The organism is Microbulbifer mixtoriginis (SeqCode) (assembly GCF_052467945.1).
This window is the reverse complement of record NZ_CP174328.1, coordinates 2,614,201-2,640,420: the sequence shown is the minus strand read 5'-3', so window position 1 is coordinate 2,640,420 and position 26,220 is coordinate 2,614,201. Positions and strand designations below refer to the sequence as shown.

The 26,220-nt window shown below is 51.7% G+C and carries 23 protein-coding genes; 21 read left to right on the top strand and 2 right to left on the bottom strand.

Features of this window, described 5'->3' with window-relative positions:
* Positions 1-21: 21 nt before the first annotated feature.
* Positions 22-969, top strand: coding sequence for an L-Ala-D/L-Glu epimerase (gene ycjG, locus ACJJIJ_RS11585; RefSeq protein WP_444937467.1), 948 nt, complete (start codon positions 22-24; stop codon positions 967-969).
* On the opposite strand, the gene mpaA is transcribed toward ycjG, so the two are convergent.
* Positions 957-1,661: a murein tripeptide amidase MpaA gene (gene mpaA / locus ACJJIJ_RS11580; protein ID WP_444909102.1), complete on the bottom strand. Its 705-nt coding sequence runs from the start codon at positions 1,659-1,661 to the stop codon at positions 957-959. The two genes, ycjG and mpaA, sit on opposite strands and share 13 nt — an antisense overlap.
* A 175-nt stretch (positions 1,662-1,836) precedes the next feature.
* Between mpaA and ACJJIJ_RS11575 the strand changes: the two genes are divergently transcribed.
* From ACJJIJ_RS11575 to acpS, 8 genes are all read left to right on the top strand, one after another.
* Positions 1,837-3,231: a Do family serine endopeptidase gene (locus ACJJIJ_RS11575; RefSeq protein ID WP_444937466.1), complete on the top strand. Its 1,395-nt coding sequence runs from the start codon at positions 1,837-1,839 to the stop codon at positions 3,229-3,231.
* A 133-nt stretch (positions 3,232-3,364) separates the two neighbouring features.
* Positions 3,365-5,170: a translation elongation factor 4 gene (lepA, locus tag ACJJIJ_RS11570; protein ID WP_252082557.1), complete on the top strand. Its 1,806-nt coding sequence runs from the start codon at positions 3,365-3,367 to the stop codon at positions 5,168-5,170.
* Positions 5,171-5,213: 43 nt separating this feature from the next.
* Entirely contained in the window at positions 5,214-5,981 is a 768-nt protein-coding gene (lepB, locus tag ACJJIJ_RS11565; RefSeq protein WP_444937465.1) for a signal peptidase I, read from the top strand.
* Between the two features lie 48 nt (positions 5,982-6,029).
* Entirely contained in the window at positions 6,030-6,470 is a 441-nt protein-coding gene (locus ACJJIJ_RS11560) for a DUF4845 domain-containing protein (protein WP_252082554.1), read from the top strand.
* On the top strand, positions 6,463-7,143 hold the full coding sequence (rnc, locus tag ACJJIJ_RS11555; protein WP_444923050.1) for a ribonuclease III: 681 nt from the start codon (positions 6,463-6,465) through the stop codon (positions 7,141-7,143). The genes ACJJIJ_RS11560 and rnc overlap by 8 nt, the downstream gene beginning before the upstream one ends.
* Positions 7,144-7,256: 113 nt before the next feature.
* Positions 7,257-8,156, top strand: a complete 900-nt coding sequence (gene era, locus ACJJIJ_RS11550) for a GTPase Era (protein WP_444937464.1) — start codon at positions 7,257-7,259, stop codon at positions 8,154-8,156.
* Positions 8,157-8,180: 24 nt separating this feature from the next.
* Positions 8,181-8,930 (top strand): DNA repair protein RecO, encoded by a 750-nt coding sequence (gene recO / locus ACJJIJ_RS11545; RefSeq protein ID WP_444937463.1) that lies wholly within the window; start codon positions 8,181-8,183, stop codon positions 8,928-8,930.
* Entirely contained in the window at positions 8,927-9,316 is a 390-nt protein-coding gene (gene acpS / locus ACJJIJ_RS11540) for a holo-ACP synthase (RefSeq protein ID WP_252082544.1), read from the top strand. The genes recO and acpS overlap by 4 nt, the downstream gene beginning before the upstream one ends.
* Before the next feature lie 35 nt (positions 9,317-9,351).
* On the opposite strand, the gene ACJJIJ_RS11535 is transcribed toward acpS, so the two are convergent.
* On the bottom strand, positions 9,352-12,117 hold the full coding sequence (locus tag ACJJIJ_RS11535) for a response regulator (protein WP_444889773.1): 2,766 nt from the start codon (positions 12,115-12,117) through the stop codon (positions 9,352-9,354).
* Between the two features lie 287 nt (positions 12,118-12,404).
* Here ACJJIJ_RS11535 and cysM point away from each other — a divergent pair, with 287 nt between their 5' ends.
* The 12 genes from cysM to ACJJIJ_RS11475 all read left to right on the top strand — a co-directional run bounded on the left by cysM (position 12,405) and on the right by ACJJIJ_RS11475 (position 26,147).
* Complete coding sequence (gene cysM / locus ACJJIJ_RS11530) at positions 12,405-13,295, top strand: cysteine synthase CysM (protein ID WP_444937462.1); 891 nt, start codon at positions 12,405-12,407, stop codon at positions 13,293-13,295.
* A 673-nt stretch (positions 13,296-13,968) separates the two neighbouring features.
* The gene (gene relA, locus ACJJIJ_RS11525; RefSeq protein ID WP_444937461.1) at positions 13,969-16,215 is read left to right on the top strand and encodes a GTP diphosphokinase; all 2,247 of its coding nucleotides are present in this window, start codon (positions 13,969-13,971) and stop codon (positions 16,213-16,215) included.
* A 9-nt stretch (positions 16,216-16,224) separates the two neighbouring features.
* On the top strand, positions 16,225-17,052 hold the full coding sequence (mazG, locus tag ACJJIJ_RS11520) for a nucleoside triphosphate pyrophosphohydrolase (protein ID WP_444937460.1): 828 nt from the start codon (positions 16,225-16,227) through the stop codon (positions 17,050-17,052).
* A 143-nt stretch (positions 17,053-17,195) separates the two neighbouring features.
* Complete coding sequence (gene adk, locus ACJJIJ_RS11515; RefSeq protein WP_444884231.1) at positions 17,196-17,849, top strand: adenylate kinase; 654 nt, start codon at positions 17,196-17,198, stop codon at positions 17,847-17,849.
* 167 nt (positions 17,850-18,016) lie between these two features.
* A complete protein-coding gene (gene hemH, locus ACJJIJ_RS11510) occupies positions 18,017-19,015 on the top strand; it encodes a ferrochelatase (protein ID WP_444937459.1) in 999 nt (332 codons plus the stop codon).
* Between the two features lie 262 nt (positions 19,016-19,277).
* Positions 19,278-20,084: a hypothetical protein gene (locus tag ACJJIJ_RS11505; RefSeq protein ID WP_444889774.1), complete on the top strand. Its 807-nt coding sequence runs from the start codon at positions 19,278-19,280 to the stop codon at positions 20,082-20,084.
* A 165-nt stretch (positions 20,085-20,249) separates the two neighbouring features.
* A complete protein-coding gene (gene tsaB, locus ACJJIJ_RS11500) occupies positions 20,250-20,948 on the top strand; it encodes a tRNA (adenosine(37)-N6)-threonylcarbamoyltransferase complex dimerization subunit type 1 TsaB (protein ID WP_444937458.1) in 699 nt (232 codons plus the stop codon).
* A gap of 6 nt (positions 20,949-20,954) precedes the next feature.
* On the top strand, positions 20,955-21,752 hold the full coding sequence (locus ACJJIJ_RS11495) for an undecaprenyl-diphosphate phosphatase (protein ID WP_444937457.1): 798 nt from the start codon (positions 20,955-20,957) through the stop codon (positions 21,750-21,752).
* Positions 21,753-21,757: 5 nt separating this feature from the next.
* Complete coding sequence (locus ACJJIJ_RS11490) at positions 21,758-22,639, top strand: NAD(P)-dependent oxidoreductase (RefSeq protein ID WP_444937456.1); 882 nt, start codon at positions 21,758-21,760, stop codon at positions 22,637-22,639.
* A gap of 85 nt (positions 22,640-22,724) precedes the next feature.
* Positions 22,725-23,861, top strand: a complete 1,137-nt coding sequence (locus ACJJIJ_RS11485; protein ID WP_444937455.1) for a tRNA-queuosine alpha-mannosyltransferase domain-containing protein — start codon at positions 22,725-22,727, stop codon at positions 23,859-23,861.
* A gap of 141 nt (positions 23,862-24,002) precedes the next feature.
* Positions 24,003-24,761, top strand: a complete 759-nt coding sequence (locus tag ACJJIJ_RS11480; RefSeq protein ID WP_444937454.1) for a thiaminase II/PqqC family protein — start codon at positions 24,003-24,005, stop codon at positions 24,759-24,761.
* A 420-nt stretch (positions 24,762-25,181) separates the two neighbouring features.
* Entirely contained in the window at positions 25,182-26,147 is a 966-nt protein-coding gene (locus tag ACJJIJ_RS11475) for a DUF2279 domain-containing protein (RefSeq protein WP_444937453.1), read from the top strand.
* The last annotated feature ends 73 nt before the right edge of the window (positions 26,148-26,220 follow it).

The window sequence follows — 26,220 nt, the reverse complement described above, 5'->3', positions numbered from 1 at the left end:
AGGTTTAATCGGAGTCTTTCCATGTTGGCCCGCTGCTATATAGAGCGCTGGCCCCTGCGCACGGCCTTTGTTATCTCCCGCGGAGCTCGCACTGAAGCAGAAGTCGTCGTTGTAGAGGTAAAGCTGGAAGGCCGCGTGGGTATTGGAGAGTGCACCCCTTATGCCCGCTATGGCGAAAGCCCTGAATCGGTTGTGCAGCAGCTGGAACCCTTGCTTTCCGAGCTGGCTGCCGGTTTGAAGCGGAGTGCTTTGGCGTCGCGATTGCCCGCTGGTGCCGCGCGCAATGCCCTCGACTGCGCGCTGGCTGACTGGGAGGCGAAGTACAATAATGTGCCCTTTGCCGGTCCCGATTCCCTGCCCACCGTACAGACTTTGGGGATCGATAGCCCGGAGGCCATGGCTATGGCCGCGGACAATGCGGTATCCCATGGAGTGCAAGTGTTAAAGCTCAAGCTGGATGATCATCTGGTCTGTGAGCGGGTGGCGGCCGTACGTGCCGCTGCGCCCAGTGCCCAGTTGGTGATTGATGCCAATGAAGCCTGGCAGAGCATCACTCTGATCGAACGCTGTCAGCAGTTGGCGGAGTTGGGAGTTGCCATGCTGGAGCAACCCTTGCCTGCGGACGACGATAAATTTCTCTCCACATTTCCCCATCCACTTCCTATCTGTGCCGATGAGAGCTGCCATACCCGAGCTGACCTGCCGCGCCTGAAGGGGCGCTATGAGATGGTCAATATTAAGCTCGATAAGACCGGGGGGATTCGTGAGGCTGAGGCTCTGGCGAAGGAGGCATCCGCGCAGGGTTTTGAGCTGATGCTCGGTTGTATGTTGTGTACCTCGCGGGCAATACGTGCAGCTTGGCCTCTGGGGTCAAAGGCGCGCTACCTGGATTTGGATGGCCCCACCTGGCTGGCGAGGGATGCCGAGCCCCCACTGCGCTTTACTGCTGGCAGGGTTTATTGGTCGTAAGTAATCAGGTCGATCAGTATATCCAGATATTCTTCACTGGCTGCATCAGCGGAGATTGGTGGAAACTCCACGGTGATACAGGGCAGGGCGCGCTCGGCGCACCAGGTACCGAAAGAGCCCGGTGTTTGGTAGCCTAGCTGTTCGACCAGTGGCAGCTGCATACCTTCGGCCAACCAGGCTCCCAGAGCAGTTTTGTCGGGGTCTTCCACGCAGCCCAGGGGCTCGTGGATGGATACCGTCCAAGGGGGCGCCAGTTTGGTAATCAACTGGGATAACGCGGAAGTTTCGCTCTCGGAGGCGGGCCTGTTGCCGGTACCGAGTTGGACATCGCGGGCATCTGCTGTGCTATTCCAGCGGTAAACATTGCCGCCGCCGTCCCAGTTCTCTGTGGCAAAGTTGCGATTCAGATCCACGCCGTGTGCATTGCAGCGGGTACCCAACTGGCAACCATCGGGATTTACCGCCAGTATCACATGGTGTTTGAGCTGGTTCGTCGCGAGTGAGCGCAATGCACAAGAGAGTGCTACCACTGCTGCGACTTCATCGCCGTGGGTGCCGGCCATCACCAGGCCCGGTTTGTGGCCGGATTGAGCGGGAAAATAAAAAAGTGGTGCGCCCAGGGCACTGTATCCGTACAGTTCTTTGGGGAGGTGGAATTGGCCTCGCTGTGGGCGTGGGCGCAGTTTGGACATCGCTGGCCTTTACACAGATTTACATTAGGCGGCAGAACTTTCGTGGCTATACAGCCACTAAATCGTTACTGAATGTCCCTAAAGGGGCCGGAGCCATTCCGTCGAGGCATGCCCTGGAAGGGATTCAAATTCCAATGGTTTCATATTAGAAGGGAACACTAGGGGTAACAAACCTATGGTTAAACGCTGTACACAATATCTCTTGGTACTCTGTCTCTTGGTTTCCGGCGCTGCTAGTGCGCGCGGACTGCCAGAACTTACCGAACTGATAGAGGAAAACTCTCCTGCGGTGGTTAAGATCAACACGGTGGATCGCAGCCGAGTGGCTCGCGGCAACAACTCGCCGCAGTATCAGCAGGAAATCCCCGATATTTTCCGTCACCTGATCGAGCCACGCCGTCGTCAGCGCCCAGTGGCCAGCATGGGCTCAGGTTTCATCATTTCTGAAGATGGTTATATCGTGACCAACAACCATGTGGTCGATGGTGCAGATGAGGTGAGAGTTACGCTAACCGATCGCCGCGAATACGAGGCGAAGGTGATAGGCACCGATGAGCGCTCGGATCTTGCCCTGCTCAAGATCGAAGCCGATGACCTGTCGGCAGTGCGCTGGGGGGACTCAGAGGAGCTGCAGGTGGGTGAATGGGTGGTCGCGATCGGCTCGCCATTCGGCCTCGACTACTCCGCCAGTGCCGGTATCGTGAGTGCTATGGGGCGCAGTATCCCCAATGAAAGTCGCGAAAACTATGTGCCATTCATTCAGACCGATGTAGCGATCAACCCTGGCAACTCCGGTGGGCCGTTGTTTAATCTCGATGGGCGGGTAGTGGGGATCAACTCCCAGATTTATACCCGTAGCGGCGGATCTATAGGCCTGTCTTTCGCTATCCCAGCGAGTCTGGCCCAGGATGTGGTTGCCCAGTTGAAAGAGAAGGGCCGTGTGGATCGCGGCTGGCTCGGCGTTGGTATCCGCAATGTGGACCGTGATATGGCTGAAGCCATGGGGCTCGGTAAACCTTCTGGTGCGCTAGTGGAGCAGGTGAGTCCAGGTACTCCTGCGGCTGAGGCCGGTATTAAACCTGGAGATGTAATTATCCGTTTTGATGGTCGCAAGATTGGTGTACATGGAGACCTGCCACATGTAGTAGGTCAGGTTCGCCCCGGCACCGAGGTGCCCGTGGAGCTGATGCGCAAGGGCAGAACCGAAAAGCTACAAGTGGTTGTCGGTTCTCTTCCTGGTTCTGATGAAGGGCGCAGCCAGGCGTCCAATCAGCCAGTATCCAGGATGGGTGGCCCCCTCGGTGTGGTTGTCGAGGAAATCCCGGAGGGTATGAAGCAGCGCTGGAATGTAGATACTGGCGTGCTTGTGCGCCAGGTTATTCCCGGCAAGCCAGGTGCTAAGGCGGGTCTGCGTAGCGGTGATATCATCGCCCAGCTGGGCTTTGAGGAAGTGACTGATATCAGCGACTACGAAACGGTGGTCGATGACCTCCCCAAAGATGAGCTGTTGCCGATCCGCTTTTTCCGAGCTGGCCAGTCAACTTTCCGCACAATTAAGATCGAAAGCTAAGTACAAGAGGCAAATGGTGGCCCATTGGGTCACCTGCCTCTCACCTCTGCTCGGGAGTTCTGTTAGACTTGCGCCACACAGCTGGCAGCTCCGCCAGCTAATCATTTGATTTTTCAAGGGTTTTTATTCCGCAGTGGCCACAGATCTCTCACATATCCGCAATTTCTCCATTATTGCCCATATCGACCACGGGAAATCTACCCTGGCGGACCGCTTTATTCAGGATTGCGGTGGGCTCTCAGACCGCGAAATGGAAGCCCAGGTGCTCGACAGCATGGAGTTGGAGCGCGAGCGCGGTATTACCATCAAGGCGCAGAGTGTAACGCTCGACTACAAAGCGCGGGATGGTAAGACCTACCAGTTGAACTTTATCGATACCCCGGGACACGTGGACTTCTCCTACGAGGTATCCCGCTCCCTGGCAGCCTGTGAAGGGGCGCTGTTGGTAGTGGATGCCGCACAAGGTGTCGAGGCCCAGTCAGTGGCCAACTGTTATACGGCGATTGAGCAGGGCCTGGAGGTTATCCCGGTACTAAACAAGATGGACTTGCCCCAAGCGGACCCGGATAAAGTCGCTGAGGAAATTGAGGAAATCATCGGCATCGATGCAGCTGATGCGACCCGTTGCAGCGCCAAGTCCGGTCTGGGTGTAGAGGATGTCCTTGAGGATCTGGTGCGTCAGGTTCCACCACCCGAGGGTGATGTGGATGCGCCGCTACAGGCCCTGATCATCGACTCCTGGTTCGATAGCTATTTGGGCGTTGTGTCCCTGGTACGAGTGGTGCAGGGCACCCTGAAAACCAAAGACAAGATTGTCACCAAGTCGATTGGTCGCCCCCATGTGGTGGATAACGTCGGTATCTTTACCCCCAAGCGCAAAGAAACTGGCGTGCTGCGTGCCGGTGAAGTGGGTTTTGTTGTGGCTGGCATCAAGGATATCCATGGCGCGCCAGTGGGCGATACCCTGACCCACGCTAAGGGTGCCGATGAAATCGAAATGCTGCCGGGCTTCCAGAAGGTCAAACCACAGGTTTACGCGGGTTTGTTCCCGGTTAGCTCCGACGATTACGAAGGCTTCCGCGATGCGCTGGAGAAGCTTTCTCTTAACGATGCCTCTTTGTTCTATGAGCCTGAGACCTCTGATGCGCTCGGCTTTGGTTTCCGCTGCGGCTTCCTCGGTATGCTGCACATGGAGATTATCCAGGAGCGTTTGGAGCGCGAGTATGATCTCGACTTGATCACCACCGCGCCAACCGTGGTGTATGAGGTTGAGCAGACCGACGGCGAAGTGGTGATGGTGGATAACCCATCGCGCCTGCCGGATGTGGGTAACATTGAGGAGATGCGTGAGCCTATTGCCGAGGTGAATATCCTGGTACCGCAGGAATATCTGGGCAACGTGATTACTCTCTGCGTGGAGAAGCGCGGTATTCAGAAAGATATGCAGTACGTGGGCTCCCAGGTATCCCTGCGCTATGAGCTACCCATGAGTGAAGTGGTGATGGATTTCTTCGACCGCCTCAAGTCGGTGAGCCGTGGCTTTGCTTCCCTGGATTACAGCTTTGTACGCTTCGAAGCGGCAAAACTGGTGCGTCTGGATATCCTCATTAACGGGGATCGAGTCGATGCCCTGGCGCTGATCGTGCACCGTGAGAATGCCCAGCAGAAGGGGCGTGCCATGGCGGAAAAAATGAAAGAATTGATTCCCCGGCAGATGTTCGATGTGGCAATTCAGGCGGCTATTGGTGGTCAAGTGGTGGCCCGTACCACCGTAAAGGCTCTGCGTAAGAATGTGACTGCAAAATGTTATGGTGGCGATGTCACCCGTAAGAAAAAACTGCTTGAAAAGCAGAAAGCGGGTAAGCGCCGTATGAAACAGCTCGGTCGAGTGGAAGTGCCACAAGAGGCCTTCCTGGCCGTGCTGAAGGTGGATCAATAGCGGCTAGGTCCGCTATTGGCTTCAAGGAAAATAGAGATACATAATGGATATTAATTTACCTCTGATTCTGCTCTGGTTAGTCGTTATCAGTGGCGGTATCTGGCTGGTAGACAGCCTGTTTTTTGCCCGTCGCCGCAAAAAAGAAGGCGGGGGCAAGCAAGAGGATCCAGTGGTTGTGGAGTACGCAAAGTCGTTCTTCCCAATCCTGGCAATCGTTTTTGTGTTGCGCTCTTTTATTGTCGAGCCTTTCCAGATTCCCTCTGGCTCCATGATCCCAACCCTTCAGGTTGGTGATTTTATTCTGGTCAATAAGTATGAGTACGGCTTGCGCTTGCCGGTCTCCCGTAAAAAAGTAGTAGATGTCGGCGAGCCTCAGCGCGGCGACGTGATGGTGTTTTTCCCACCGCACATGAATGATACCTACTTTATCAAGCGGGTTATTGGCCTTCCCGGTGACAAAATTGAGCTGAAAAACAATGTGCTCTATGTCAACGGTGAGCTGGCACCGCAGGAGCTGATTCAGGCGATGCCCCCGGTAAATCCGAGACAGGAAATATTGTGGGAAAATCTCTATGGCAAGCGCCATTTAATGCAAAAAAATATCCCTGCCAGTCAGTACGGTAACTTTAGTGGTGTAGTTCCGGAAGGCCATTACTTTATGATGGGTGACAACCGCGATAACAGCCTCGACAGCCGTGCATGGGGCTTTGTACCTGAGCGTGACGTAGTGGGTAAAGCCTTTGCTATTTGGATGCACTGGGACAACTGGCTCAGTTTGCCCAGCTTTAAACGTGTAGGCTCTATCCAATAACGAAAATGGCCGGCGTTGTGCCGGCGATATGGATTGAGGGCAAAGGTAATGAGTAGTGTTATCCGGGTTTCACTAAAGCGTCAGCGCGGCATGAGTTACTGGGGTTGGTTGTTGGTTATTGCGGTGTTGGGCTTTGCCCTTACCTGTGTTTCTAAAATGGCCCCAGCCTACGTGGATGCGCGTTATGTGAGTGAGGCCCTGAGAACTCTGGGTGAGAACCCGGAGCTGGAAAATATGTCGACCGGCCAGATCAAGAAAGAGCTGGGCCGTTTCTTTCTGATCAATAATGTGCGTGGAGAGCCCACTAAAGCATTGCAGGTGGTGCGTGGCGCGAAAAGTACTGTGGTCAGTATTAATTACGAGTTGCGCCAGCCGCTGATTTATAACGTGGATGTCGTGATGAAATTTAACAAACAGCTCAATACGGCCAAGCCTGAGCTTTGTTGTGATCCTTTGATAGATCTGGAGCAATTCCGCAAACGTGACTGACCTTTTACTGGAGCGCCTCTGCCAGCGCCTTGGCCACAAATTTGAACAAGGCACTCTTTTGGAGTTGGCGCTTACACACCGATCCCACGGTAGCCGTAACAACGAGCGTTTGGAATTTCTCGGCGATTCCATTCTCGGCTTTACTATTGGTGCCGCACTCTATGAGCAATTTCCCCAGGGCCGCGAGGGCCAGCTGAGCCGTTTGCGCGCGCAACTGGTCAGTGGTGAAACCCTAGCCAAGCTGGCGCGAGAGCTGGATATTGGCGACTGCTTACGCCTGGGCGAGGGGGAGATGAAAAGCGGCGGCTTTCGCCGTGCCTCTATCCTGGCTGATGCGGTGGAGGCCCTGATCGGTGCTATCTACCTTGATGCCGGTCTGGAGGCAGCGCGCGCTAGAGTGCTGGCATGGTTTGCACCACGGCTGCAGGAGCTGTCACTGGAGACGGTGAAAGACCCCAAAACCCGCTTGCAGGAATGGCTCCAGGCCCGTAAAAAGCCACTGCCTGAGTATTCAGTCGTGGATGTGTCCGGTGCTGAGCACGCCCAGCACTTTATCGTAGAATGCCGGGTTAGTGGTTTGGCCCAGCCGGTTCGCGGCGAGGCCAATAGTCGCCGCGCCGCAGAGAAAACTGCTGCGATAGAGGCTTATAAGCGCCTCACTGGGCAGGACTAACCTTACAATTAGAGCGCAGCGGTTTATCGCCCGGCTCGGACAGATAGCCCCTGTGTGCGGGGGCGAGCACAGCCCGGTTTCGCTGGGCACTTCAACCCTTTCGGAGAAACTTCTTGAGCGAACAACCCTCTCGCTGCGGCTATGTAGCGATCGTCGGCCGCCCCAATGTGGGAAAGTCCACGCTGCTTAACCATTTGCTGGGCCAGAAGCTGGCGATTACTTCACGCAAGCCCCAGACAACCCGCCACAACATGCTCGGTATTAAAACCGATGGCCCCAATCAGGTTATTTTTGTGGACACACCCGGCCTGCATTCGGATCAGGAAAAGGCCATCAACCGCTATATGAACCGCGCCGCTTCCAGTGCAGCGCGGGATGTAGATGTGGTGGTGTTTGTCGTGGAGCGCACCCGCTGGAGTGAGGGTGACCAGCTGGTGGCCGACAAGTTGCGCGGTCTCAAGTGTCCGCTGATTATCGCCGTCAATAAAGTCGATCAGCTGGAGGATAAGAGTGATCTGCTGCCTCAGCTGCAGGCTTTGGCGGAACAGCACCCTAAGGCTGAAATTGTGCCGATCTCGGCACTGCGCAACGTCAACCTCGATTCCTTAGAAGAGGTAATCCTCAAGCATTTGCCAGAGGGGCAACACTTCTTCCCAGAGGATCAAGTTACTGATCGCAGTTCACGCTTCCTCGCCGCAGAGATTGTGCGTGAAAAAATTATGCGTCAGCTGGGTGCGGAAGTGCCCTACCAAGTCACTGTTGAGGTTGAGGAGTTCAAACAGGAAGGGAAGATTCTGCATATCAGTGCGGCGATCCTGGTGGAGAGATCTGGGCAGAAGCGCATTATCATCGGCAACAAGGGTGAGCGTATCAAGCAGATTGGCAGCCAGGCTCGTGAAGATATGGAGCGCCTGTTCGATTGCAAGATAATGCTGAATTTGTGGGTTAAGGTGAAGTCCGGCTGGTCTGATGACGAGCGTGCCCTACGCAGTCTCGGTTATCGGGACGAGTAACCCTCTTCCCCTGACTCGTCCGCCATGAAGACACCACCGCCGGCGCAGCCGGCGTACATTCTCCACGCCCGGCCCTATCGCGACTCCAGCCTGATTCTTGAGTTATTCACTCCAAACCATGGCCGTATTGGTTGTGTTGCCCGCGGTGCGCGGAGGGACAAGCAGCGGCGCCAGCAGGCGCTGCAACCTTTTACGCCTCTATTAGTTACTCTGCTCGGTGCTGGATCTCTGAAAACCCTCGGGCCCGTGGAGAATGTTGGAGTTCCACTCTGGCTTAAGGGACGTGCTGTCTATGGCGGGCTCTACGCCAATGAGTTGATGGTGCGCTTGCTACCGGAGGGCGAGGCGCACATAGGTCTTTTTGCCACCTATCAGCGTCTATTGCAGGAGCTATCAGATCTGGGAGGTACGGACAGTGCAGAGTTGGAAGGACCACTGCGCAGTTTCGAATTACAGCTGCTCGCGGAGTTGGGTAGTTGCCCACCGTTGGATTATTGTGTGCAGAGTCAGGGCGTTGTGAGTGAGGCCGGCAGCTACAGGTTGGAATTGGAGGTGGGCTTTGTGCCGGTGCACAGGCAGGGTGCCACTGCTCTGCGTGAGTGGGAGTTTTTTGGTTCAGAGCTGCTGGGGATACTGCGGGCTAAAGAGTCTGGCAAGTGGCCGGCAGAAGTATTGGGCCCGGCAAAGCGTTTAACCCGTATTTTGTTGCGCACATTACTGGGGGAGAAGCCCTTGCAGAGCCGCGAGTTATTTAAACAGGTTTACGGGAAATGATTGTTAGCATCGGTACCGACATTTGCAATTACAGCCGTATCGAGTCAGTTTGGCGCCGCCATGGTGATCGTTTCGTGGAGCGTATATTGAGTGGTGGCGAACGCTGTGATTTTGCCGATCTTGCCGAGGCCAATAGAGCGGCCTATTTGTGCAAACGCTTTGCAGCTAAAGAAGCGGTGGGTAAAGCCCTAGGTACTGGTATTGGAGAAGGTGTTTCCTGGCAGGATATTGAAGTGCGCCGGCGCCAGGGTGCAGCTCCGCAGGTGCTGCTGCGGGGTGGAGCGCAGAGGCGGGCTCAGGCGATGGGAGTGGAGGTGATACACCTCTCCCTTTCCGATGAAAAGGATGCAGCCCTGGCGTTCGTGATTTTTGAAGCTCGCAGTTAGGCCGGAGCATCTCCCCGGCCTTAATTCACTGCGAGTCAGGCAACCTCCAACCCAAACAGTGTGTCGAGATCCTGCTCGGAGGCCCATTCTCGCAGGGCGCGAATTTCCCTGAGTGCCCTATCCAATTTGCGGCGGTCGAGCTGGGGATTCTCCTGATTTTGCTGGATACGTAACTCCTCCTGTAACACACAAGTGGCCTCTCGTAGGCGTGATACGCCACAATAACAACAGCCGCCGTGCATGCGGTGGGTCAACTCAAACATGCCTTTTATGTCGCCTAGACCCTGTAGTCGCTCCAGTTCCCGTTCATCGGTTATCAACCCATCCACGAGCATTTGCAGCATATCCCTGGCCAGTTTTGCATCGCCATTTGCCAGGTTGAGACTCTCTCCGATATCCACCAGGCGCATCTGGTTTGGGTTCAATTTTTCTACCACTTGTGGAGTGATAATTTTGAGCCAGCGTTTGATCATATGGGACAACTGGGCTTCGCTTACTGGTTTGCTCAGGTAGTCGTCTAGCCCTGCGGACAGTAGCCTCGCCTTCTCCTCGGCTCCCACATGGGCAGTGAGTGCAATAATGGGCGTGCGGCGGCCGGTCTCTCGTTCGCGGATGCAGCGGGTGACTTCAATACCGTCCATACCGGGCATCTGGATATCCATAAAGACCAAGTCGAACGTGCTTTGCTGCCAATGTAGTAAGGCTTCTTCACCACTGGCGGCGATCACCACCTCTACACCCTGGGCGCGCAGTAACTCGCCGACCAGGCGCCGGTTAGCGGCGTGATCATCCACGGCCAGGACACGCGGTGGCGCGGGCCAGGGGAGGGCGGGTACGGCACCATTACTGGGGCGAGGCTGGCTCTGTTGGGGGACGGCTCTTTTCAGGGCGCGAAGCAGGTTCTCGCGGGTTACCGGCTTGCCAAGGAAAGTTAAGGTGCGGGTGCGCAACTGCTCATAGCAGCGGCGCAGCTCTGCTGGGGCACCGAGTACGATTACCCGGCATTGATAGGCATCGACCAGGGACTGTACCTTCATGCTGAAGCTGTCAAAGTCTCCCTTGGCGATGGCGGTATCGATAATCACTGCATCTGGCAGCGCATCGTGCCGCCACATTTGTTCAATTGCTGGCTGCAGAGTATCGGTATCGGCAAGTTCAATGGGTTCAACCTGCCACTGTTTAAGCAGTTGAGCAACCTGGGAGCGGGTCAATTCGTTGGGGTCGGCAATCAGTATGCGGCAGTCTGGGAAAAGCACCCGTGGCGGGATGCCGCGGTTGCGTTCCGGTACCAGGGTCAGTTCCACCCAGCAGGTGCTGGCACCATTTGCAGCTACTTCCATACCCGTGCAACCGCGCATGCGCTCGACGAGGCTGCGAGCGATAGAGATTCCGAGCCCGTTGGCGCTGATCTGCTGCGAATGTTGTGGTGTTTTGGCGTTGAGAATTTGTTCCAGCTCGCGGCGACCGGGCTCATCAATGCGATTGCCAAGGTCGGTAACACTGATTCGCAATACCAGTTCAGAGTCCTTATTGCTCTGTACAGTGAGGCGTACCGGGATATTACCATTCTCGGAACTGCGCACGGCGTTACCGAGCAGGTTGGTAAATATTTGCTTTGTACGTAGAGGATCGCCCACCAGGGTGACAGGCAGTTGTGGGTCAATCAGTGGCACCAGTTCCAGGTGATGCTCATAGGCATAAGGGGCAAGAATTTGCAGGGTCTCCTCAAGCAGCTGCCCCAGGTCCATAGGGATATGGTCGAGCACCAAATTGCCGGACTCGATTCGAGAAAAATCCAGGATATCGTTAATTGTGGTGAGCAGGTTTTCTGAGGAGCGTAGAATGGTTTGCAGGTAGTCCTGTTGTAGCTCATCGATCTCGGTTTTAAGCAATAAATTAGTAAACCCGATAATGCCGTTTAATGGTGTGCGGATTTCATGGCTGGTATTGGCAAGGAAGGTCGACTTGATACGGCTCGCCTCCTGGGCCCTTTTGCGTGCCAGGTCCAACTCGATATTTTGCTCTTCCATACTGTCGAGAGACTGACGTAGATCGTCCATGCTCTGCAGCATGTTCGATTTATAGTCCCGCTGGTAATTGGCAAGACTTTCACCCATCTCGTTAATCTGATCGGCCAGTTGTGCGAGTTCGCGGTTCTCTATCTCGTGAATGCGGCGGTCAAACTCACCGCGCCCCATGGCTTGTAATACCTGTCCCATACGTACCAGGCTGTGAGCAAAACGCTCAGATAAAATCACCGACCAAGCTAGGGCGGCCAAGGTGCAAATAATTAAGCCCACCAAGCCCACGAGTAATACTTGGTAGGTGCCCACAAGAAAATAGGGCCGGTGTAGCTCGATACTAATCCAGCAGGTGGTGATGTCCCCCTTTAATGGCTGTAATACCTGTAGGGTTTCATCATCTTCAAAAATAAAAGCTTCGCGCTGATTGAGTTGGTGGTTTGTAAGCGGAGTGCGTGGTCGTGGGCCCACACTGGCCAGAAGCCCCAGCCCAGTGGATCTATCCAGTGAGATTTTTTTACTTTCCTCAGTGGAATAAATATGTACCGAGCGCACCATGTCCTTTTCCAGCATCAGTGCCAACAGGCTCTTGCGTAACCATTCCATACGCAGATCGAAAGGGTGACCGCCACTCATTTCAATTAACTCGGCCAGTTGCTCGGCACTTGCCCGTCCGTGGCTGAGTAAGAGCTGACGGCGATCATGCATTTGTTGCAGTGTGAACACCAGGGCCAGAGTCATGGCCAAAATCAGCGCTGGTGCAACCGTGAAGCGAAACATAGTTGAACGCAACGAGCGGAGCTCTGAAGGAGCCGGCATGGAAGGGTCGGTATTATTTGGGGCCATGAGAAATCAAGGGTCTTGTGCGATTATTTTTTCCCCATTTTACCCCTATGCGAGAGGAGGCGCACTCCTATACGGGCTGCTCTGGGTAAATGTTTCTGCTTTGCGATTTTTTGATATTTGTAATAACTCGACTATATAGTCCACCAAAATAGTCGGTATTTAGCCCGGGAGGGAGCATCGGGTACACTGTGCGGCCGCAATATGTCTGGACTCAAGGTACTATGGATTACCCAACGATTGCTGACTGCGTAGGTAATACGCCACTGATCAAGCTGCAACGCCTCCCCGGTAATACCAGCAATACGATTTTGCTTAAGCTGGAAGGTAATAATCCGGCCGGTTCTGTAAAAGATCGCCCGGCGCTATCAATGATCAACCGCGCCGAGGCAAGAGGACAGATTAAACCAGGGGATACCTTGATAGAAGCTACCAGCGGCAATACGGGTATCGCACTGGCAATGGCAGCTGCCATTAAAGGTTATCGTATGATCCTGATTATGCCGGACAGTGCTACCGCAGAACGTAAGGCCTCTATGACAGCATACGGTGCCGAGCTGATTTTGGTCAGCGCGGAGGAGGGAATGGAAGGTGCTCGGGATCTGGCTCTTCAAATGCAGACCGAAGGTCGTGGCCTTGTGCTCAATCAGTTTGCCAATACGGATAACCCTCTGGCCCATTACGAGGGTACCGGACCCGAAATTTGGCAGCAGACCGCTGGGGAAATTACTCATTTTGTCTCTTCTATGGGGACCACAGGTACCATAATGGGCTGCGGCCGCTTTCTGAAAGAGCAGAAGCCGGAGGTTCAGGTTGTGGGTCTGCAGCCAACCGATGGTTCCAGTATTCCCGGAATTCGCCGATGGCCACAGGCTTACCTACCAAAAATTTTTGTCCCAGAGGAAGTGGATCTCGTTATCGATATGGATCAGCGGGAAGCGGAGGAAATGACACGTAGGCTGGCGCGTGAAGAGGGCATCTTCTGTGGTGTTTCTTCCGGCGGAGCGGTTGCCGGAGCACTGCGCCTTTCCAGTCAAGTGGAGAATGCCATAATTGTGGCAATCATCTGTGACCGCGGTGATCGCTATTTATCCTCTGGATTGTTCAATCAGTAAGGCTGGGAAAAAAGGCACAGTCGGGTGTGCAGATTTTTTGTTGCCCCCGACTTTAGTGTGAATTTTTATATGCCTGCTAATCTATCTGCGTATATTTGATATTTTTTCTCTCCGACTTTTATTTTTATTTTTTTGATGCTCTGATTTTAAGCGTGTCCTCAGTTTAAGATTGTCAGTGCGTAGATTGTTCTATTAAAACAAAGACTATTACTTAGCTGTGGGCGGCAGGTGAGGGCTTAAAACTCTCTTTATGTGGCTAATGAATAGGCTTTCACTAAAAAGGCTGTAATAGAAGCTGATTTTCTCAGTTTTCCAGTGTCACCGCAGAGATGTCGAAAATGAGCGGGTCTCTTTGTAAAAGCCCTTCAACCCGGCAAGCCTTCCTTTAGTCGCATTCTCCTTGGTAAAAATCCTCGCTACTCAATGTGGTTGACCAATTGGTATTGTCGTTTGCAGTTTCCAGTATCAAGCCATATCCACTGGGGTGAGTTATCGCTAAATTTCACGCAGCTTGTTGAAAACATAAAGAAAATCGTGGACTTTAGTCTGACCAAACCTATGATAGAAGCGTCCCTAATTTGGGAAGTTATTCTTTTTGCTTGGTTTTGCCATCATGCAAGCCACTGAGCAATGCTAGTAAGCTTACAAATTCCTGTTTCGGCCCGGTTAAAACATGGTTCAAGTCAGAAAACATCATTCCTTTGGAGGTGAGAGAGAGCACGACCTGGAAGCCTGGTTGCGCCATGTGCAAAAACTGGCTGGGCTGGATGGGGCTGCCATAGTGACCTTGCGCCGTGCAGCAGAAGTAAGTGCTGAAGCCGAACAACAGGCTATTGCCGCGGAAAATATTTGGGCAGAGGGTGCCAGCAGTTTTGCCACCGGCCTTGAAATGGCGGAAATCCTGGCGGACTTGCAAATTGATTCTGAAGCACTGGTGGCTGCAGTGCTCTACCGAGCAGTACGAGAGAAGCGCCTCGCGCTAAAAAGCGTTGAAGAGGAGTTTGGGTCGGTTGTAGCCAAGCTTATTCGCGGGGTACTGCGGATGGCGGCGATTCGCAGTCGCAGTGCCGATACTGGTGAGGAAAGCAAAAGCGGTGCGGTAGAGGAACACTCGGAAAATATTCGCCGTATGTTGGTGGCGCTCGTTGATGATGTTCGCGTTGCGCTGATCAAACTTGCCGAGCGGACCTGTGCAATTCGTGCGGCCAAGAATGCTGAGCCCACAAAGCGCCAGCGGGTCGCTCGCGAGGTGGCCGATGTCTATGCACCACTGGCGCATCGCCTCGGTATAGGGCATATCAAGTGGGAGTTGGAGGACTTGTCCTTCCGTTACCTCGAGCCTGAAGACTACAAGCAGATAGCGCGCCTTTTAGATGAAAAGCGGATGGCGCGACAAGAATATATCGATGAGGTGCTGGAGCTTCTTCGCACTGAACTGGCGCGGGCGGATATAGAGGGTGATGTCTATGGCCGTGCAAAGCATATCTACAGTATCTGGCGCAAGATGCGCCGCAAGAATATCGGCTTTTCCCAGGTTTATGACATTCGTGCTGTACGCATACTGGTGCCTACCGTGCGGGATTGTTACGCGGTGCTGGGGATTGTACATAACCTCTGGCGCAATATTCCCAACGAGTTTGATGACTATATTGCCTCTCCGAAGGAGAATGGCTACCGCTCCCTACACACTGCGGTGATCGGCCCCGAACGCAAGGTGCTGGAAGTGCAAATCCGTACTTTTGCCATGCACGAGGAGGCTGAATATGGGGTCTGTGCTCACTGGCGGTATAAGGGCACCGACCTGAAAACAGAGAGCCAAGATAGCTATGAGCAAAAGATCTCCTGGCTGCGGCAAGTGCTCGACTGGCATGAAGAAGTGGGTGGTAATCCCTTACAAGAAGATCTTCAAACCGGGGAAGGGGACTCCCGTATCTATGTTTTTACTCCCGATGGCCATGTAGTCGATTTGCCCCGCGGAGCCACACCGCTGGATTTTGCCTATAAAATCCACACCGAGATTGGTCATCGCTGTCGCGGCGCTAAGGTGGATGGCCGCATAGTGCCATTAAACCACGAGCTGGAAACCGCCAATCAGGTGGAGATTCTCACTGGTAAACGTGAAGCCCCCAGTCGCGATTGGCTTTCGTCCGGTATGGGCTATATAACAACCTCGCGGGCGCGGGCCAAGATTATCCACTGGTTTAAGCAGCAGGCCCGAGATCAAAATATTGCCGATGGTCGCAGTATTTTAGATGGTGAGTTCAAACAGCTTGCTCTGAGTGATTTTAATTTTGAACAGCTTGCCGCCAAGCTGAATATGCACTCGTTGGATGATCTCTATGCGGCAGTGGGAGCTGGGGATATCGGTGTGGGGCAGGTGCTGAACACCGCCCAGCGTATGGTAAAGGTCGACAACGCGGAGCGTGTGCCTTCACTTACTGCCCCGGTGGCCACGGGAGCGGGCAAAGCCGATGTTTATATCGAAGGGGTTGGCAATTTACTGACGCATATTGCGGGTTGTTGTAACCCTGTTCCCGGTGATGAAATTATGGGTTACATCACTCTTGGTCGCGGGGTATCGATACATCGTAAAGACTGCACGAATATGCTGCGTATGCAGGCAGAGGAGTCTGAGCGAGTACTAGAAGTTAATTGGGCGGCAAAACCGAGGGAGCTCTATGCGGTGGAAATCGTTATCGAAGCCTATGACCGCCTGGGGCTGTTGCGCGATGTCACCGCTATGCTCGATAGTCAGAAAATCAATATTACGGCGATGCAGACGCACAGTAATAAGCATAAGCATACTGTAGAGATGGTACTTACCGCCGAGATTCATAATTTTGAAGAGTTGAGTTACGTGTTGCACCGCATTAATCGCCTGCCCAATGTCGCATCGGCGAAGCGGCGTATGCTGCGCTGAGGGGGACCCTTGCAAGACCAATACTCGGTGGAGGACTTACTCCACCTAATGTCCCAGTTGCGTAACCCAAACGGTGGTTGCCCCTGGGATTTGAAACAGACATTTTCCAGTATTGTTCCTTCAACGATTGAAGAGGCCTATGAAGTGGCCGAGGCAATTGAGCTTGAAGATTTCGAACATCTACATGAAGAGCTTGGGGACTTATTGTTCCAGGTGATCTTCTATTCCCAGCTCGGCCGTGAGCAGGGGCATTTCGACTTTTCCCGTATTGTGGACACCCTGGTACGCAAGTTGGTGCGACGCCATCCTCATGTATTCCCCAGCGGAAAGCTCTATGGCGAGAATGGCTCCTCTGCAGTGGATGAAGCGCAAGTAAAGCAAAACTGGGAAGCCATTAAAGCTGAAGAGCGCAACGCAAAGGGTGAGAGTGGAGTCCTGGCTGGTGTTACCGCGGGCTTACCCGCGCTGACGCGTGCGGCCAAATTGCAAAAGCGTGCCTCACAGGTGGGTTTTGATTGGCCAGATATTACCGGTGTGCTGGACAAAATAGAGGAAGAGGTAGCCGAATTGCGCGAGGCTATTGCAACCGGTGATCGTGAGCATGCTGGGGAGGAGCTCGGCGACCTGTTGTTCTCCTGTGTAAACGCGGCCAGGCATTTGAAAGTTGATCCTGAGTCTGCACTGCGACAGTGTAATCGTAAGTTCGAGCGTCGTTTTGGCGCTGTTGAGGCAGCCCTCAGGACAGATGGACGTGGGCCAGAAGATGCCAGCCTGCAAGAGCTTGATCGACTCTGGGAACGCGCGAAAGACATAGAAAGACAGGATTCAGACAGATAAGTAGCCGTATTGGCCGCAGTTTATTCTGCGGTAATAGCGGTACCACAGTCATAATCTTGCCCAATTTGGGGTGGACGTGTAAGGTAGCGCTCTTTTGGCGCGGCGGCTCTTAGTGCGTCGATAGTTTTGGAGGCTTACTGAACATGCGAATTATTCTCTTGGGGGCACCGGGGGCCGGTAAAGGCACTCAGGCACAATTCATAACAGAGAAGTTCGGCATTCCGCAGATCTCCACCGGCGATATGCTTCGCGCTGCGGTGAAAGCGGGCACACCTCTCGGCTTGCAGGCAAAAGACATCATGGAGGCCGGCAAACTGGTTTCCGACGACCTGATTATTGCCCTGGTGAAAGAGCGCATCGCAGAGGCAGATTGTGCAAATGGATTCCTTTTCGATGGTTTCCCCCGCACTATTCCCCAAGCGCAAGCACTGCTGGATGCCGATGTGCATATCGATCATGTGCTGGAAATTGCTGTGGACGATGAAGAAATCGTCAAGCGCTTGTCTGGGCGTCGCGTGCACGAGGGTTCAGGCCGCGTCTATCACGTTGTGTACAACCCGCCCAAGAGCGAAGGTGTGGATGATGTGACTGGTGAGGCACTGGTACAGCGCAGTGATGATACCGAAGAGACCGTGCGCAAGCGTTTGGCGGTTTATCACGAGCAGACAGCGCCGCTGGTTGGCTTCTACCGAGAGCTGGAAGTGCGCTCCCCTGAAGCAGCTCCGAAATACAGTAAAGTGATGGGAGTTGGCAGCATGGATGAGATCCGCGATAAGGTCATCGAAGCATTGAGCTGATCGCACTGAACATTGTTAAAAAAAGCCCCCGTTTGGGGGCTTTTTTGTATCTTCTCCGATGGGTTCCTTTTTAGTTTCGCAAGCGCTTACCTTGTAGTTGACTGACCAATCATTAAGATGGCCGGCAGGTTATTCCTGGCAAAATTGTATTTCAGACGGGTCTTTGTATGTCCACAGCGATAGTTTTGATGAATCTGGGTACCCCTGCGCAGCCCACGCCGTCCGCCGTAAGAGATTTCTTGCGAGACTTTCTCTCCGACCCCAGGGTAGTGGAAATACCCCGACCACTGTGGCTTACAATACTAAACGGTTTGATATTACCTTTTCGCCCCAAGAGAATTGCTCCGGCTTATGCGGAAATCTGGAATTGCAGCGCGGACGATGCGCAAGTTGAAGGTTCACCACTTCTCTACTATACCCGCCATCAAGCGCAGCTACTGCAAAAGCATTTAAAGGATAAAGGGCGGAATATCGCGGTAGAGTATGCCATGACTTACGGTGAACCGCGCCTCGATAAAGTTATTGAAAGCTTGCGATCAAAAGGCTATGAGTCCTTTGTTGTTTTCCCTTTATATCCGCAGTATTCGGCTACCACTACTGCTGCAATATATGATCAAGTGGCGCAAATTTTCCGAAAGAGTCGTGATATTCCGGATATTTCCCTGGTTCGTGATTATTACCACAACCCTCTATATATTAAATCTCTCGCCAACTCTGTCAGGGAACACTGGCAGAAACACGGTCAAGCTGAAAAATTAATGCTTTCTTTTCACGGTATCCCCAAAGCAAATGTTGATAAAGGGGACCCCTATTTACGCCACTGTCAGGAAACCGCGAGGCTGCTTGCGGAAGAATTACAAATTTCCCCGGAGCGTTGGCAAGTTACTTTTCAGTCACGCTTTGGTAAGGCTGAGTGGTTGCAACCTTATACCGATAAAACTCTGATTGAATGGGGCAAAGGCGGTATCAAGAGTGTTGATGTGATTTGCCCAGCATTTTCGGCCGATTGTTTAGAGACATTGGAAGAAATTTCGGTAGAGAATCGCGCTAATTTTATCGAAGCGGGTGGAAGTGAATACCATTATATTCCCGCGCTAAATTTACGTGCGGATCATATCGAAGCTCTTGCTGCGGTTGTTGAAGATAAGTTGCCAGGCCCAAAATAATTTTTACTTTTAGGTGTTTTGCCTCTTCAAAAGGCAATTTGTTAAGGAAAAGAGACTTATTTGCTGAAAAATTTCTCATTTTTCGCTTTTTTACTTGCAATGCCGTGTATTTTTATTAACTTTGATAAAGTTGTATTGAAATAGGCAGCGCACCGCTCTGTATAAGCAATAAAATAACCCCCGGGTTTTATTCGATAGCTAACAGGCCGCGTTGCCAGCACACTTTTGGAAGTACTTCTTCTTTTTAATGAGGAGACAAGGGATGGCAAGAGTAGTAAAAAAGAGTACACGTGCTAAAAAGGCAACTACATCGACCAAAGCGTCGCCGGTAGTCGTAAAAGCACAGAAAGCCGTGGATGCAGCAAGTAAGTCGCTGGATGCACAAATGGATCGTGTGGCAAAGGCAAAAGCGCGGGCACAAAAAAGTAGTACGGCAGCGGCCAAGGCTTCCTTGACCAGCGCCAATGGTAAAGCAAAAGATTTACGCGCCAAGCTGGCGATGGCAAAAATGGAGCTTGCCAAGGCCAAGACCATGGATGCCGTGCGTCATGCAGAAGAAGCGGCTAAGGAGAAGGTGGCCACCCTTTCTGAAAGCCTTTCTGCCAAGGCAGATAAAGACCTGGCGGCGGCATTGAAGGCGTTCGAAGCGCGCTGGATGAAGTCTCGTGTTAAGGCTCATGCCAAGAAGATCAAAGCCGCCGAGAAAAAAGCTGAGGCTAAGATAAAAGCTGCAGCAAAGAAGGCTGCGACAAAAGCCAAGGAGCTAGAGAAGAAAGCAGCTGCGAAGCTAAAAGCTGATGCTCAAAAAGCTAAAAAGGCGGCGACTAAAAAGACTACTACGGCCAAGAAAGTAGGCCGCCCCAAAAAGGCTGCTTCTGAAACTAAAGCCACCAAGCGTGTAGGGCGCCCCAAGAAGGCCACCTCCGCAGCAAAGCCAGCGAAAAGAGTAGGGCGTCCGAAGAAGTCTGCTAGCAAAGCGGAGGCGGCCAAGAAAACGCCAACTCGTCGAGGGCGCCCACCTAAGGCCGGTACCGCTCGCCGTGGTCGACCACCCAAGAGTGCGGCTTAATTAAACCTCCTCTAGTTCACAGCATGCCTTAGTGGCATGACTAACTCTTCATTAACCCCGGTTAATACCGGGGTTTTCTCTTTCCTCAATATCGCTAATCTACATGACTAGACCTTGTGACCGTGCCACAATTCACTCCCTTCGATAACCCGGTTTGAAATAGTTGTGAAGATTCTTGCCCTGGATACCACGTCAGGTGCCTGCTCAGTGGCACTTTATAGTAATGGCCAGATTACCGAACGCTTTGTGCAAGCAGAGCGAGACCATACACGGCGCCTGCTACCAATGGTGGATGAGGTATTGGCTGAGGCCCAGTTGAGCCTTCCCGACCTGGATGCCTTTGCTGTAAGCAGGGGGCCCGGTTCATTTACGGGCCTGCGTATCGCTATCAGTTGTGTACAGGGGCTGGCCTTTTCCGCCGATAAGCCAGTAGTGCCGGTTTCCAGCCTAGCCGCTTTGGCCCTAGGTGCCAGAAGGGCGCACCCGCAGTGGGGGGGAGATTCTATTGTCGCTATGCTCGACGCTCGTATGCAGCAGGTGTACTGGGGTATTTACGGCACCGAGATGCCTAATGACAGCTTGATACCTGAGGCAGTACAGAATCCAGAGCAGGTTCTACTGTCATTGAGTGAGGCTAAGCTGACAAACACATATTACGGTGCCGGTCCCGGTTGGCACTATGAGGCTTTTGGCAAGGCTCGGGCGGCAGAGCTAGATCTGAATGCCTTAATCCATGCACGGGATATTGCTGAGCTGGCGGTTCCTCTCTACCGAGCTGGTGAAATGGTATCTGCTGAAGCTTTGGAGCCCGTTTATCTTCGCAATGAAGTTACCTGGCAAAAACGTCAAAAAATTCGATCCTGATAATTCATGGAAATATTTCAGATTGTTGTACTGGCCCTGATCCAGGGCTTGACTGAATTTCTCCCTATTTCAAGCTCAGCACACCTGATCTTGCCTGCAGAAGTTTTAGGGTGGCAGGATCAAGGGCTTGCTTTCGATGTGGCTGTACATTTTGGATCACTGATCGCGGTAGTCACCTATTTTCGAAAAGATATTTGGCTACTCCTGCGCGATGGTTTAGGGGGACTTAAATCGAGGCAATTTAGCGATGAAGGGCGTTTGGCTTGGCTGATTGTGCTGGCTACGATTCCTGTCGGTTTGGTAGGATTAATTTTTAAAGGCTATATAGAAACGCATTTACGCTCAGCAGCAGTTATAGCGGCCACCACAATCGGTTTTGGTCTGTTGCTTTGGTGGGCTGATGTGCGTGGTGCCAGGGTGCAAACCCTAGCGCAACTTAACTGGAAAAAAGCCCTAGTTATTGGTGGTGCGCAAGTATTGGCGCTTATTCCAGGTACTTCCCGCTCGGGTATCACCATGACCGCAGGGCTGATGCTCGGAATGAAGCGCGAAGCTGCTGCGCGCTTTTCTTTCTTGTTATCCATACCGGCCATAGCCCTGCCGGCCATGTTACTGACCTATGATTTACTCGCCCTAGAGTCGGTACCCTGGGGGGATATTTTATTGGGTACTTTGCTTTCTTTTATTAGTGCCTATCTATGTATTCATTTTTTCCTGCAATTTATTAGTCGCATCGGCATGGCGCCATTTGCGATTTACCGCCTGATTTTAGGGACGGCTCTTATTTGGATGATATGGGGGTAATCAATATGGCAACGGTAGCGTTTATTGGCTTGGGAGTAATGGGTTACCCAATGGCGGGTTACCTGGCAAAAGCGGGTCACTCAGTGCGGGTATATAACCGCACCGCCAGCCGTGCAGAAAAATGGCTGGGCGAGTATGAGGGGGAGAGCTTCGAAACACCCGCTGAGGCCGCAAAAGGTGCAGAGGTGGTGTTTGCCTGTGTGGGTAATGATAACGATTTGCGCCAGGTGGTTGCTGGAGAGCAGGGCGCCTTCGCCACTATGGAAAAGGGCACCCTGTTCGTCGATCATACTACTGCCTCGGCAGATGTCGCGCGTGAACTGGCAGCAAATGGCAAAGAGAAAGGTATCGGCTTTCTCGATGCCCCAGTATCTGGTGGCCAGGCCGGTGCGGAAAATGGGGTTCTCACCGTAATGGTTGGTGGTGAAGAGACAGATTTTGAACGTGTAAAGCCGTTGATAGATACTTTTGCCCGTGCTGTTACCTTATTGGGCCCGGTGGGCAGTGGCCAGCTTTGTAAAATGGTCAACCAAATCTGCATTGCCGGTGTGGTGCAGGGGCTGGCAGAGGGGCTGCATTTTGCTAAAGCGGCAGGGCTGGATGGCGAACAGGTCGTGGATGTAATTTCCAAGGGCGCGGCACAAAGCTGGCAGATGGAAAACCGCTCAAAAACAATGCTGGCCGGTGAATATGATCACGGCTTTGCCGTGGACTGGATGCGGAAGGATTTGGCCATCGTTTTACAGGAAGCCCAGCATAATGGCGCCCTGTTACCGGTGACGGCACTGGTGGATCAATTTTATAGTGAGGTGCAGGCGATCGGCGGTTCTCGCTGGGATACCTCTAGTCTGTTTGCTCGCCTGATGAATATGCGCTCTTTCGACTGATCTTACTCTTCCTTGAGCCCATGGCAGAGTTGGATACTCCTGTTTCCAGCTCTGATTGCCACTCTTTGTTGTTTCAGATTCCCCCATGAAAGTTTTATTGCTCTCGGCCTATGATGCCGACAGTCACAAGCGTTGGCGTAAAGGCCTAGTCGCCGCCTTCCCCGAGTGGCAGTGGACAGTCTTGACACTGCCCCCGCGCTATTTCAGCTGGCGTATACGTGGCAACAGCCTTTCTTGGGCCAGGGGAGAGACGGCGCAAATACTAAAGCAACAGTGGGACCTAATTGTTGCCACGTCTATGACCGATCTCAGTGCGTTGCGCGGCTTAGTGCCTGAGATAGTGGGGGTGCCCACAGTGGTCTACTTCCACGAGAATCAGTTTGCCTATCCAGTAAGTTCAGGTGCGTTCCGGTCTATAGAGCCACAGCTACTCAATATCTATACTGCGCTAGCCGGTGACCTGTTGCTGTTTAATTCGGAATACAACCGCCGCACCCTGATTGAGGGCGCAGCCAAGCTTTTAAAGCGCTTCCCGGACTGTGTACCGATGGGAATTTGTGAAGAAATTACAAGTAAGTCGAAGGTGCTGCCAGTACCACTAGAGGATGCACTCTTTACTCAAGAGTACACACAAGCTGATTTTTGCTGGGATCACCGCTGGGGGCAGGGTTATCAGGGTGAAGTAAGCGAGGATACGCTAATCATCAGTTGGGCCGCCCGCTGGGAATATGACAAAGGCGCTGACCGTCTGCTGCAAATCCTTCGGGGCCTAAAAGAGAAAAAGGTAAAATTCTTACTCAACCTGATGGGGCAATCCTTTCGTAATAGCCCAAAAGAGTTTGAGCAGATACAACGGGAGTTTAGTGAAAATCTGCTAGTGGTGGGGTACGTGGAGAGTGAATCTCTATACCGACAAACCTTGCATAACAGTCATGTATTTCTATCTACCGCATACCACGAATTTCAGGGATTGGCGGTAATGGAGGCTGCCGTAGCAGGTTGTACGCCATTAGTGCCTGATGAACAGTGCTACCCGGAGTTTTATCCTGAGTGGTTTCGTTATTCTGAGGTTGAGGATGCAATTTGCAAGCTAAAAAATTTGGCCGCGATTGCCAATTTTGGTACAAGCAGGCAGGTCGATTTAACAAGGTTATCTTGGGGGAGGATTAAGAACGAGTATTATCATTCGCTTTCTGAAGAAAGACTTTACATAGATAAATGAGAAATCAATCTTCAATATATAGTTGTAGATATTTGAGATAGAGATTACAGCTTTCAAGTAGCGTGATTATCTCGGCGCAATCTGCGCTAATTACTGATTGAGATGCTATGCTTATCGCTTTAGGTTTTGGAGCGCTATAAGGTGACTTCAGGTTTTTTTATCAGGTTAGGATTTTTTTTTATATTCGCAGTAATAGTTGTGGCGAATTCTGTTGCGGAAACTATTGAGAAGAAACGAAGTGGGGCTGAGAAATTAATCCAACGGCTTGAAAATAAATATCTTAGTAATGAAGTTCCTGCCATTCTCCAAAAACTGGAAAAGAATGAGTTGTCAATGTCAGTTATAAACGCTTTTGCACTGGAGCAGCGTTTGATTATTCAATCTGACCTTCGCAATAACGCACTCTCATTGCATCGATTCGGTGATTCTTCAAGTAAGGTGAGTAACAAATTTTTTTATCGTTTAGTTGTTAATGAGATGTCAGCCAGTGAGCAATTACCGGCTCTAATTCAGGCACTTAATATCTCGGAAAGTCAAATTACTAAATATCGTCCGCTAGCTAGGGCACAGGCGTATCCAGCTTATACAACATGGTTGGCAAATTATGCACAACCTGCAGAGATTGCGGCAGCTCTTTTAATCAACTTTCAAAGTTTTGGTAAAAATGTTGGCCGTATGGCAAAAGCACTTAAACAATATAGGGGGTTGTCTGATAGTCAGTTGGAGTTCTTAATCAATTTTAGCACTTTACACTCTGATTTTAGGGAGCAGGCTATAGCTATAGTGGCAAAAGGCTTGGCCTCCGGAGTAAGTGAGTCGGATATTGAAACTCGCGTAAGGCTTATTCAAGCTTATGAGGCTGATTTTTGGGGTGCACTTTCAAGTGTTGATAGACAGTAAATTCTTATTATGTAATGTTGTTTGACGTTGATTTTTGCTAATCTTTAATTTAAAGCGTCAATACTTGGCGGTTAGTCGATTATTCATATGGAATAAATCACTTTGTCTTTATAGATGCTTTATCCTCCTGGAGCGGTGTTTATAGGCTGATGCATTGTCTTGAAGTGAGTTGTTCCAATAATAATATCAGTTGATTCAATATGCCCCGTCCCACCTTTTTGGCGCAATAATCTCTTTTAGGTCTGTTTCTGGACCTTGTCCATATTTATTTCTATGCTTAATGATTGGTATATGTAGAGATAATAAGGAAGGTTGAGCTATCAAGTTTGGCTTTATTGCTAAGATAGCTTGCTTTGTCATACAACACTTACCCTTGAGTGCGATAAAATTTTAAGTCGGATTTTCCTATTAAAGGAATAAATGGAAATGATGAATCGTGTAATAGCTCAGAGAATTTCTTTGGTCATGCTTTTTGCTATGTGGAGCTTTGAGGGGTTAGCTAAAGAGGTGGTCAGCCCCGTAGGCCGTAATTCAATGTCCTTCGAAGAATCACAAAGATTTGGTTGTGTACAGCAGTATCCGGTGGCTGATTCTAGCTGGCATGGCTTTAAACTGCCTAAATTCAAGCAGCATCTTTCTACCATTCCATTTGAGGCTGCAGGGGTAGCTGTTTCCACTTTAGCGATTGGTTTAGTGGATTGGGACTGGGGATCTAGTAGTTTTGGTACAACTAGTGAGGGTTTCTTTGAGGATGATACTGCCAATGGTGGTATGGATAAGCTCGGTCATGTCTATGGGAGCTATCTTCTCAGTGAATTCTTTACAGATGCCATTCACTGCAAGGCTGATAATGCTGTAGGGGCGGAGGCTAGTGCAGTTACTCTAGCTTGGTTGAGTATGTTATTTGTGGAGTTAGGCGATGGTTACTCTAAGGAGCATGGCTTTGCCTGGGAGGACGTTGTTGCCAATACTGCAGGAGTAGGAATCTCTTACCTAAGACGGAATATCCCCGGGCTTAGGGAAAAGCTGGATTTTCGTCTAGAATATCTTCCATCGGGTAATCGCTCTGGCTTTAAGCCACACTCAGATTACTCGGGGCAAAAATATCTACTGGCCTTAAAGTTAAGTGGTTTTGGCTTATCACGGAGAAATCCTCTTAATTATCTGGAGTTACATGGGGGTTACTTTGCTCGGGGTTTCACTTTGAAAGAAAAAGAACGAGACGACCCTTTGCGTAGAGAGCTCTATGTTGGGGTTGGAGTGAATATAGGGGAGCTGCTTTTTGGCAGATCTGGAGTTAGAGAGAGTACTGGAGGCCGATTTGGGCGAAAGTTTTTTGAATATATTCAGCTTCCTCATACTTATGTTGCTAGTGAGAATGATTAAAGCGGATCCGACTTTATAATTACTTACCCAGTAGACTTATGTACCTAATTGCCAGGCCCCCGGAGAAGATTCT

Bases quoted from the DNA above. Each gene is read 5' to 3' on its own strand.
- ycjG (WP_444937467.1), top strand. From the start codon at position 22: ATGTTGGCCCGCTGCTATATAGAGCGCTGGCCCCTGCGCACGGCCTTT.
- mpaA (WP_444909102.1), bottom strand. From the start codon at position 1,661: ATGTCCAAACTGCGCCCACGCCCACAGCGAGGCCAATTCCACCTCCCC.
- ACJJIJ_RS11575 (WP_444937466.1), top strand. From the start codon at position 1,837: ATGGTTAAACGCTGTACACAATATCTCTTGGTACTCTGTCTCTTGGTT.
- lepB (WP_444937465.1), top strand. From the start codon at position 5,214: ATGGATATTAATTTACCTCTGATTCTGCTCTGGTTAGTCGTTATCAGT.
- ACJJIJ_RS11560 (WP_252082554.1), top strand. From the start codon at position 6,030: ATGAGTAGTGTTATCCGGGTTTCACTAAAGCGTCAGCGCGGCATGAGT.
- recO (WP_444937463.1), top strand. From the start codon at position 8,181: ATGAAGACACCACCGCCGGCGCAGCCGGCGTACATTCTCCACGCCCGG.
- acpS (WP_252082544.1), top strand. From the start codon at position 8,927: ATGATTGTTAGCATCGGTACCGACATTTGCAATTACAGCCGTATCGAG.
- ACJJIJ_RS11535 (WP_444889773.1), bottom strand. From the start codon at position 12,117: ATGTTTCGCTTCACGGTTGCACCAGCGCTGATTTTGGCCATGACTCTG.
- cysM (WP_444937462.1), top strand. From the start codon at position 12,405: ATGGATTACCCAACGATTGCTGACTGCGTAGGTAATACGCCACTGATC.
- relA (WP_444937461.1), top strand. From the start codon at position 13,969: ATGGTTCAAGTCAGAAAACATCATTCCTTTGGAGGTGAGAGAGAGCAC.
- adk (WP_444884231.1), top strand. From the start codon at position 17,196: ATGCGAATTATTCTCTTGGGGGCACCGGGGGCCGGTAAAGGCACTCAG.
- hemH (WP_444937459.1), top strand. From the start codon at position 18,017: ATGTCCACAGCGATAGTTTTGATGAATCTGGGTACCCCTGCGCAGCCC.
- ACJJIJ_RS11505 (WP_444889774.1), top strand. From the start codon at position 19,278: ATGGCAAGAGTAGTAAAAAAGAGTACACGTGCTAAAAAGGCAACTACA.
- ACJJIJ_RS11495 (WP_444937457.1), top strand. From the start codon at position 20,955: ATGGAAATATTTCAGATTGTTGTACTGGCCCTGATCCAGGGCTTGACT.
- ACJJIJ_RS11490 (WP_444937456.1), top strand. From the start codon at position 21,758: ATGGCAACGGTAGCGTTTATTGGCTTGGGAGTAATGGGTTACCCAATG.
- ACJJIJ_RS11485 (WP_444937455.1), top strand. From the start codon at position 22,725: ATGAAAGTTTTATTGCTCTCGGCCTATGATGCCGACAGTCACAAGCGT.
- ACJJIJ_RS11475 (WP_444937453.1), top strand. From the start codon at position 25,182: ATGGAAATGATGAATCGTGTAATAGCTCAGAGAATTTCTTTGGTCATG.